The sequence below is a fragment of the Neisseria sicca VK64 genome, from assembly GCF_000260655.1.
Taxonomy (GTDB): domain Bacteria; phylum Pseudomonadota; class Gammaproteobacteria; order Burkholderiales; family Neisseriaceae; genus Neisseria; species Neisseria sicca_B.
In genome coordinates, this window is the sequence record NZ_AJMT01000010.1 from 1 (window position 1) to 6,067 (window position 6,067).

At 54.0% G+C, this 6,067-nt stretch carries 8 protein-coding genes; 2 read left to right on the forward strand and 6 right to left on the reverse strand.

Features of this window, described 5'->3' with window-relative positions; all coding sequences use genetic code 11:
* Positions 1-85: 85 nt before the first annotated feature.
* From HMPREF1051_RS01100 to HMPREF1051_RS15420, 4 genes are all read right to left on the reverse strand, one after another.
* Positions 86-385, reverse strand: coding sequence for a TonB family protein (locus tag HMPREF1051_RS01100; protein WP_003763106.1), 300 nt, complete (start codon positions 383-385; stop codon positions 86-88).
* A gap of 135 nt (positions 386-520) precedes the next feature.
* Positions 521-1,189: an HAD family hydrolase gene (locus HMPREF1051_RS01105; RefSeq protein ID WP_003763107.1), complete on the reverse strand. Its 669-nt coding sequence runs from the start codon at positions 1,187-1,189 to the stop codon at positions 521-523.
* The gene (hda, locus tag HMPREF1051_RS01110; protein ID WP_003763115.1) at positions 1,186-1,854 is read right to left on the reverse strand and encodes a DnaA regulatory inactivator Hda; all 669 of its coding nucleotides are present in this window, start codon (positions 1,852-1,854) and stop codon (positions 1,186-1,188) included. Before hda ends, HMPREF1051_RS01105 begins: the two co-directional genes overlap by 4 nt.
* On the reverse strand, positions 1,851-1,976 hold the full coding sequence (locus tag HMPREF1051_RS15420) for a hypothetical protein (RefSeq protein ID WP_019269920.1): 126 nt from the start codon (positions 1,974-1,976) through the stop codon (positions 1,851-1,853). The genes hda and HMPREF1051_RS15420 overlap by 4 nt, the downstream gene beginning before the upstream one ends.
* A gap of 56 nt (positions 1,977-2,032) precedes the next feature.
* Between HMPREF1051_RS15420 and HMPREF1051_RS01115 the strand changes: the two genes are divergently transcribed.
* Positions 2,033-2,671 (forward strand): DedA family protein, encoded by a 639-nt coding sequence (locus tag HMPREF1051_RS01115; protein WP_003763104.1) that lies wholly within the window; start codon positions 2,033-2,035, stop codon positions 2,669-2,671.
* 74 nt (positions 2,672-2,745) lie between these two features.
* Here the strand turns inward: HMPREF1051_RS01115 and HMPREF1051_RS01120 are convergent, their stop codons facing one another.
* Positions 2,746-3,165 (reverse strand): YidB family protein, encoded by a 420-nt coding sequence (locus HMPREF1051_RS01120; protein ID WP_003763112.1) that lies wholly within the window; start codon positions 3,163-3,165, stop codon positions 2,746-2,748.
* Positions 3,166-3,652: 487 nt separating this feature from the next.
* On the opposite strand from HMPREF1051_RS01120, the gene HMPREF1051_RS01125 reads away from it, so the two are divergent.
* On the forward strand, positions 3,653-5,833 hold the full coding sequence (locus HMPREF1051_RS01125) for a TonB-dependent siderophore receptor (RefSeq protein WP_003763110.1): 2,181 nt from the start codon (positions 3,653-3,655) through the stop codon (positions 5,831-5,833).
* Between the two features lie 52 nt (positions 5,834-5,885).
* Here HMPREF1051_RS01125 and HMPREF1051_RS14980 read toward each other — a convergent pair.
* Positions 5,886-6,067, reverse strand: a 182-nt coding sequence (locus HMPREF1051_RS14980; RefSeq protein WP_094112466.1) for a tetracycline resistance protein, incomplete at its 5' end; no start/stop codon positions are given.

Consider the following 6,067-nt stretch of genomic DNA (forward strand, 5'->3'; position numbering starts at 1 on the left):
CAGGTTGCCGATTTTTTCGGCTTCTTCGCGGGTCGGGGCGGTGGTGGTAACGATGACGGGTTTGAATGCGGACATTTCAGACGACCTATTGGTTTTTAAACTCGATGGTTCCTTTATATTTCACCCAGTATCCGGCGGCTTTGTATTTGTCTTTTTTGGCGGTTGCCACGGCTGTTTCGTCAAGTCCTTCATAACCGCTGGATTCGAGGATGCTGACTTCTACGGCTTTGCCTTCAGGGGAAACCAAGATGGACAGTTTGACGGGTTTGATGGGTTGTGCGGGATTTTGGGATGCGGGGGCGTATTCTGCCGGGTTGACGGTTTGCGCGGTTGCGGGTAGGACGAAGACAAGCAGCAGGGCGGGGATGATGGCGCGGATGGACATATTGTTTTCCTTATTTGTAGATTTGTAGCGGGTTTAGGGGGTTGTTTTTGATTTGTTTTCAGACGACCTTTGTTTTTCGTGGGCTAAGCCCACGCTACGGAGTTGCGCCCGTTTGGGCGGCGGGTGTGGTTTTACTTATTTGAAGTTCAATATCGGCCAACCTTTTGCTTTGGCTTCTTTTTCCAACTCGGCATCGGGGTTGACGGCGACGGGTTCGTTGACGAGGCGCAGCAGCGGCAGGTCATTTTTGGAATCGCTGTAAAAATAGGTTTTGCCATAGCTTTCGAGCGTTTCGCCGCGTTCGGCGAGCCATTGGTTCAGGCGGGTGATTTTGCCTTCTTTGAGGCTGGGCGTGCCGATGTAGTTGCCGGTGTAGCGGCCGTCGACACCGGTTTCGAGTTGGGTGCCGATGATGTTGGTGATGCCGAAAAGGTGGCAGATGGGGGTGATGATGAACTCGTTGGTCGATGAGATAACGAGGGTTTCGTCGCCCGCCATTTGGTGGCTCTGCACCAGCATACGCTGCATGGGCGAGATGTAGGGTGTGATGAACTCCGCCATAAATTCGCGGTGAAATTCCGCCAGCTCTTCTTTGCTGTAACGGGCGAGCGGAGCGAGGTGGAATTTAAGGAAGGCGTCGATGTCGAGGCAGCCGTTTTGGTAGTCGCGGTAGAATTTTTCGTTTTGCGCTTCGGTTTCGGCAGCGTCAACCAGCCCTTTTTTGATGAGGTATTGCGGCCATGAATGGTCGGAATCGGTGTTGATGAGGGTGTTGTCAAGGTCGAAGATGGCGAGGTTTTTCATTGGGTTTCCTGTTGTTTCAAAAGCTGGCGCAGAAGCGGCAGGGTGATGCGTTTGCCCATGGTAACGGCGTAGTTGTCCAGCGTGTCGAGCATCTGCATCAGGCTGTCCATGTCGCGCCGCCAGTGGTTGAGCAGGTATTCGAAGATTTCGGGGTCTATGGTCACTTGGCGTGCCGCCGCCATACTGACGAGCGCGTCGATTTTTTCTTGGTCGGTCAGGGGTTTGACTTCGTAAACGAGGCAGTACGCCATGCGGGTGCGTAAGTCTTCGCGGATGACGAGCTGTTGGGGCGTGTGTTCGGAGCTTAACAGCAGAAAGCCTTTGCCGCTGTTGCGGAAGCGGTTGAATACGGCAAACAGGAGGGCTTGTTCTTCGTTGCCCAGTTTTTCGATTTGGTCGATGGCGAGGTATTCGGCTTCAAAGGCGGCTTCGGTCAGGGGCGTGGCGGCAGCGTCGATATAGACGGCTTTTTTCCCCGCGTCGAGCGCTTGGGCGACCCACGCGCGCAGCAGGTGGCTCTTGCCCGCGCCTTCTTCGCCCCAGACGTAGATAAACGGGTCGTGTTTATGCTGTAACACATAGACCAGTTCGGCATTTTCCGTTCCGAGGAATTTGTCGAAACCGGGATAGCCGCGTTCGGCGAAGTCGAAAATAAGCTGGTTCACAAAGGCATACCGGATGGGTTGGAATCGGGTTTATTGTACGTTGTTTTGTCAGCGCGTATCAAGGCGCGGGGTCGTCTGAAAAAGGGGCGCGCGGCATGGGTTTCATATACAATGGCAGACATTTGGCGACGCGTCTGTTTTCAGACGACCCCTGTCTTTTTCATTTCAGGAAGATTTCGTGATTTCGACCCTTATTGATTTTATCCTCCACATCGACCAGCATTTGGTCGAGATTTCCGCGCAATACGGCGTATGGATTTACGCGGTGTTGTTTTTGATTATTTTCTGCGAAACCGGTTTGGTGGTTACGCCGTTTCTGCCGGGCGATTCGCTGCTGTTTGCCGCGGGCGGGATTGCCGCGGTCGGCAGCATGAATATTCATGTCATGATCGCGCTGCTTTTGGCCGCCGCGATTTTGGGCGATGCCGCTAACTTCATGATCGGCAAATTTTTCGGGCGCAAACTCTTTGCCAACCCCGATTCCAAAATCTTCCGCCAGTCGTATTTGGAGAAAACCCACGCGTTCTACGAAAAACACGGCGGTAAAACCATCATCATCGCCCGCTTCGTCCCGATTGTGCGGACATTCGCCCCGTTTGTTGCAGGCATGGGCAGTATGCACTACGGCACTTTCATCCGCTACAACATCATCGGCGCGGTATTGTGGGTCTTGTCGTTTTCCTATGCCGGCTATTTCTTCGCCAATATTCCGGTTGTCAAAAACAATCTGGCTTTAGTGATGGTCGCGATTATCGTGATTTCCATCCTGCCGGGCGTGATTGAAGTTATCCGCGCGAGAAGGGCGGCGAAGAAGTAAGAGATAATTTGAACCATACAAAAAGGTCGTCTGAAAACGTTTTTCAGACGACCTTTTTGTATTTTTCGTGCTGCTTATTTGGTGAAGTTTTTCAATATCGCCGAAGCAATATCGTCCAAACCGAATCCGTCCGCATCTTGCGCCGAACCGTTCGGCGTGGCTTTGTCTACCAGATTGGGCAGAATCTGCGCCAACATATCGCCGGCTTGCTGGCTGTCGAGACCGAATTTTTGCGCCACTTGGCTGATGGCATCGCTGCCCAAAGCGTTTTGCAAATCGCTGCCGGATACAGGCAGATTGCTTTGTTGGTTGGAAACCCAGCTATTTAATACATCGCCCAACCCGCCTTGTTGCAACTGATTAATCAGATTACCCACGCCGCCTTGCTGTTGTACCAAATTCATCGCCATTTCGGTCAGCGAGTTTTGTCCGTTTTCGTCTTTGCCGCCCAAGGCTTGCGCCGCCACGTTCAACAAACTGTCCATTAATGCCATAAAGCCTCCTTGTGTGATGTGTAAGTGTGAAGTGTAAAGAACCCAAAGTGTAACAAAATTCCGACGCTTGTTTGCCAATTTAACCCAATTCAACAGCGAATTGACGAGCTGCTACAAAAGTAAAGGTCGTCTGAAATTTACAACTCATCATTTCCGTGTAGGTGGGGATCTGAAGGACCTTTTGGGCAGCAGTAATTTTCCAGAGATTCCAGAAATCCAAAGTGTTGGATTCTCGTCTCAGCCTGCCTTCGCGTAGACTGGGGTGGAAATGACGGTATTCAATATCCCCTTTCCAAACTTTTACAAACCCTCTGTCATTTCTTTTTCCTATGCCTGTTCACCGCATCATAGCGTCCTGCCCGTTTCGCATTTTTCTACCCCGTCTTCCGCATAAAACAAAATGAAACAAAATTACCAGTTTTTATACAAAAATTATTATCAATCCTATCAATCTATTGTTTGAACTTGAAAAGGAGAATTTGTAGCAATGAAGTTTTACCATTTGAGCGCGCCGCTGTTACTTATCCTGCCTGTCTGCACGCAGGCGGCGGACGCATACGTTCCCGCTGATGCCGAACCGGCAGCAGTCACCCTTTCCACCGTTACCGTGCGCGGTAAGCGGCAGAAGTCGTTGAACAAGGGCTATACCACTTCGGGCACTTACGCCGCGACGGGGATGCCGCTGACGCTGCGCGAGGTGCCGCAGAGCGTGAGCGTGGTAACCGACAAACAGATGAAGGACCAAGGCAAGCGCAGCGTTTACGACGCGCTCTCATGGGTCAACGGTATCAGCGGCAATCCGGCAAGTTCGCGCTATGCGGTAACCAACATGTATGCGCGCGGCGAGAAGGTCAACGATTACCAGATAGACGGCATGACCACCGAAATCGACGGCAACCAACTGCTGAACTCGGGCGCGTACGAGCGGGTGGAAGTCGTGCGCGGCACTTCCGCCTTGCAGGGCAGCGTGGGCGACCCGAGCGCGACGGTGAACCTGGTACGCAAGCGTCCGACCAAAGAGCAGCAGGCTGAAATTTCCGTCGGCATCGGCAGATGGCGGCGTTGGAATGCCGAGGCCGATGTGTCCGGGCCGCTCAACCCAAGCGGCAGCCTGCGCGGCCGCGCCGTGGTCAACGCCGAGGGCGGGCGGCATTGGACCGAGGGTTCACGCGACCGCTCCGACATGGTTTACGGCATTGCCGAATACGATTTCTCGCCGCAAACCACCGCCTACGCCGGCATCAACCACCAGCGCGCGCGCGAAAAAGAATTTTACGGCGGGGACCTGCCCGTTTACGACAGCGCAGGCTACCCCACCCGCTTCGGCATCCGTGACAACAACAAAATCAAAGGCAGCAGGTATAGGGAACGCGCGACGGAACTCTTTACCGGACTGGAACACCGCTTTGAAAACAACTGGAAAGCCAAGCTGGAATACCGCTACAACCGTGAGAAAACCCTCAATCCCGGCATGGGTGACGCCCCATACAACTATCTCAGGCACGATGACAGCTCAGCCGGAGCCAATTTTTATAAAATGGCCGACAATATCGTCAGCCATGCCTTCAGCTTCAAGCTCAACGGGCAATACGATTTATGGGGGCGCAAACACGAAGCCGTATTCGGCATCGGAGGCTACCGCACGCGGGACAAACGCGCCTGGGCAAACCAAGAAAGCAACTATTCCATAGACGACATCTACGATTTCATACGCCGCCGCGACTATCCCGCCATCGCTTCCGTCAACGACTGGAAATGGGAGGGAGACACCATCGCGACACGCCAAATCAGCGGCTATGCCGCCACCCGCCTGCACGCTACCGACAAACTCTCGCTGCTTTTGGGCGCCAACTACGCCCGCTACCATTACCAAGCCATACCGGTTGGCGGCAGCCCGAATACGGAAGCCAAAGAAGGCCGCTTCGCCCCCTACGCCGGCATCACCTACGACCTCACCGACAACCTCTCCGCCTACGCCTCCTACAGCCGCCTGTTTATGCCGCACGAAAACAGCGAAACAGACATCAACCGCCGCCCCATCGATCCGATTACCGGCCGCACCGTCGAGGCTGGACTGAAAGGCGAATGGCTCGAAGGCCGTCTGAACGCCTCGTTGTCGGTGTTCCAATCCAAACGGCGCAACGTCGCCGTCGAAGCGGGCAAATTTGACAACGACGACACCTACTACCGCGCAGCGAATACCAAAGCCCACGGCTGGGAAGCCGAAATTAGCGGCTCGCCCGCCGAAGGCTGGGACATCAGCGCGGGCGTGCAGTCGCACCTGACCCGCGAAGAAAACGGCAACCGGCCCAACAGCCAATACGACCCGCACCACAGCTTCAAACTCTTCACCACCTACCGCCTGCCCAAAACCCGCTGGACCCTCGGCGGCGGCGTGCGCTGGCAGAGCAAGACCTTTGTGGACAAATACAGTGACCTCAGCAATATCGAGTTTGACGACGATGAAGCCAAAGAACGCGCCCGCGTCCTCTCCCGCCAAAAATCCTTCGCCGTGGTCGACCTGACCGCGCAGTACGACATTTCCAAAAACGCCAACCTGACACTAAACTTCGACAACGTGTTCGACAAACGCTACCGTACGGACACGGCGTACCACGACTACGGCCAGCCGAGGAGTTTGTCGGGGACGCTTAGGTATAAATTTTGACGGGGTTTGGGGTTGCTGTAATTCTTGAAGGTCGTCTGAAACCTATAATCCGTCATTCCCGCGCAGGCGGGAATCTAGGAATCTTTGGGATTCGGCGATTTTTAGAGATTCCTGAAACTCCAAAGGTCTGGATTCCCGTTTTCACGGGAATGACGGTCGTGAGGTTGCCGTACTCTGCAAAGGCTGTCTGAAACCTGTCATTTCTAAAGGTCGTCTGAAAAACACCCAATCGAA

Bases quoted from the DNA above. Each gene is read 5' to 3' on its own strand.
- HMPREF1051_RS01100 (WP_003763106.1), bottom strand. From the start codon at position 385: ATGTCCATCCGCGCCATCATCCCCGCCCTGCTGCTTGTCTTCGTCCTA.
- HMPREF1051_RS01105 (WP_003763107.1), bottom strand. From the start codon at position 1,189: ATGAAAAACCTCGCCATCTTCGACCTTGACAACACCCTCATCAACACC.
- HMPREF1051_RS15420 (WP_019269920.1), bottom strand. From the start codon at position 1,976: ATGTCTGCCATTGTATATGAAACCCATGCCGCGCGCCCCTTTTTCAGA.
- HMPREF1051_RS01120 (WP_003763112.1), bottom strand. From the start codon at position 3,165: ATGGCATTAATGGACAGTTTGTTGAACGTGGCGGCGCAAGCCTTGGGC.
- HMPREF1051_RS01125 (WP_003763110.1), top strand. From the start codon at position 3,653: ATGAAGTTTTACCATTTGAGCGCGCCGCTGTTACTTATCCTGCCTGTC.